Below are 2589 nucleotides of genomic sequence, written 5' to 3'. Positions count from 1 at the left end.
AGTAGGGTAAGAACCCGGCGCCTTACCATATCACTATGGCAGGTTTCCGAGAACTCCCCTCCGAACCGGACTTACACCTCTCAGCGTATCCGGCTCTCCAGATGTCAGTCTAATTTCCCCGCGTGTAACTTGTCGTGACAGTAGACGCAGAGTGCCATTGTCTTGCGCTTACGCCCAATCATGGCGATTTCCCATTGTTTTCTGCCACTTAAATCTTTGAGTTTTCGTATATGGTGTATTTCAAGCGGCACATTCTCTGCGCCACACCACTCACACCTGTTTGCTTGCAGTCTTTTTATAAGACTATTACGCCCATAATTCTCAAAAATTCTTGCTACTATATCAGGATTTCCGCTTTCTACTTTAGTGTCCCGGCGGAACCCATTATTGTAAAACAATACCTTTCCGACCTTGCCGTTTTTCTTCGGATATTCCACAACAAAATCTTTTCCTTGACGGTACTTGCGGATAATTCTGCTGATTCGTGTCCGATATTTTCCAGCAAAGGTTTTGAGCATACTGTATCTCATTACATAGTAGAAGTTATTGAGTACAGACACGTTGTTTGCAAGTCGGTAGTAGTTATACAATCCACGGATTTCTGCGTTGTATTGGTTTAGGATTTCCAAATCGTCCAAGTGCAACAGGCGAGTGCGCCGGACAGGTTCCCAAACCTCTTTGTTTCCATTTTGTTTGTCGTATTTAATCTTGAGGGCATTGTAGGAGAACAGTCGTTTTACCCACTTATCATGGGGAACATAAAGTAAGACTTTTCCATTGTTTACCCGTCTGGTAGCCCCGGTTTTGGTCTTTTTGTTGTGTTCGCCTTTGGCGATTGTGACCTCATATCCCAAGAACTTCGCAGCGTCGTGTCCATGAGTAATCAATGTCTTTTCCTCGGACATTTCCAGATGGAGTTTGTCCCGGATAAAGCAGCCTACATCTTGTTTAATCTGTTCTGCGTCCTCTTTGCTGCCGATAACTCCAATTAAGAAATCATCGGCATATCGGATATAGCAAATCCGTTTATAGCTATCGTCCATCTGGTCGCTATACGGCATAGATTTCAGACTACGCCGCAGTTCCCGGATTTCTGCAATTAAGCCCTCTTTTTCTTCCTCGCTCATTTTAGAGAGATTTCTTTTAAGCCTTTGTTCTTTCCCCCGGCAGACATCCAGCTTCTTCTTGAACGCAGGATTGATTTTACGGCGGTTTCCGCAGTTGAATTTCTCTGCATACTCTGCCATATAGCTATCCAGTTCGTTCATGTAGATGTTTGCAAGGATAGGGCTGATGATGGAGCCTTGCGGAGTGCCGGAATAAGTATTGTGATAATTCCAATCCTCCATATATCCAGCTTTCAAGAACTTCCAGAGCAGACCGATGAAATGTTCATCTGCAATCCGCTTTCGCAAAATAGCAATCAACACATGATGGTCTACGTTGTCAAAACAGCCCTTTATATCTCCCTCAACGAACCACTTTGTCCCCGTAAAATATTTCTGCACATATTTGAGTGCCGTATGACAGCTTCTGTTTATACGGAAACCGTGGGAATAGTCGCTAAAGGTTGGCTCATAAATACTCTCTAAGATGAGCCGCACCACCTCCTGTATCAGTTTATCGTCGAATGACGGTATCCCCAGAGGACGCATTTTCCCATTGGATTTCGGGATATACGTTCTCCTTGCCGGGTTAGGCTGATAACTAAAATCCCGCATCTTTTCAATGAGGGCGTTTATCCTTGCCATTCCCATTCCGTCAATGGTTTTGCCGTCTGTTCCGGCTGTCATGTTGCCTGGTTTCGCCTGTATCCGCTGATATGCCAGCAGATAGAATTGTGGATTGTACAGGTTGCGGTATAACCGCTCGTACTTGTAGCTCTTGTTACACGCCTTGGATTTTAGGCTTTCCAACACATTTTCAGGACTTCTCATAATGCCTCACGCACCTTTCCTTTTTATGAATTGGTTGACATCCTGCCTCCCTTCGCCATGTAGACGGCTTTCCCGCCCTCGGACTACTACGGAGGCTCCGTTGCCATGCCGGATATTCAGCGTCATCTTTCTTGGGTTTTTACCCCTTGAAATTTATCGCCTTGCGGCATTACGCATAGCCGGATAGTTCCGGCGTTCCGGTTTAGGCAATCTCCAGTTAGACACTTTGGGAAAAGCGTATTGTGATGTCGGTAGTGGGTTTTCGTCCTTTTCCGCTTACTGCGGCTGGCTGTCATAAGTATCGTGCGGTCTGTGTTTACCTGTCACATTCCGCTATGACATACGGCGAATACAACCATCCTGCGCCGCCGGGTCGAGTATCCCGCCTCGGACTGCCCTTAAAGCAGTTTAGCCTTGCTCCTCATTCACAATGTTGCGTCTTGCCGCTCAGTCGTGGGTAGATGGTTTTCCCAACTTGCGATTTTTCCGATACGCTATTGTCCCCCTTGTGGTTTCCCTCCGGGGTAAATCGGATGACGCTAAAGTGACGCTTTTCACGTCTTTGATACTTTTCTTTACCGGCTTGCTAAAGCCGGGTTCCCAAAATGCCCGCACACCGCCTTTGGATGAAAAGCGGCGCTTCTGGACGCGC

General features: G+C 46.5%; 2 protein-coding genes. Both read right to left on the bottom strand.

The annotated features are described in order from the left end of the window. Nucleotides 1-104: 104 nt before the first annotated feature. Nucleotides 105-1937 carry a reverse transcriptase/maturase family protein gene (locus GPK90_RS02420; RefSeq protein ID WP_005933772.1) on the bottom strand — a complete coding sequence of 611 codons (1833 nt, stop codon included), beginning with the start codon at nucleotides 1935-1937 and terminating at the stop codon, nucleotides 105-107. A gap of 447 nt (nucleotides 1938-2384) precedes the next feature. After that, on the bottom strand, nucleotides 2385-2589 hold a 205-nt coding region (locus GPK90_RS02415; RefSeq protein ID WP_207647608.1), incomplete at its 5' end, for a hypothetical protein.

The sequence above is a fragment of the Clostridium sp. MCC344 genome (assembly GCF_018785365.1).
Lineage (GTDB): Bacteria > Bacillota > Clostridia > Lachnospirales > Lachnospiraceae > Pilosibacter.
This window is presented reverse-complemented; position numbering and strand designations above follow the sequence as displayed.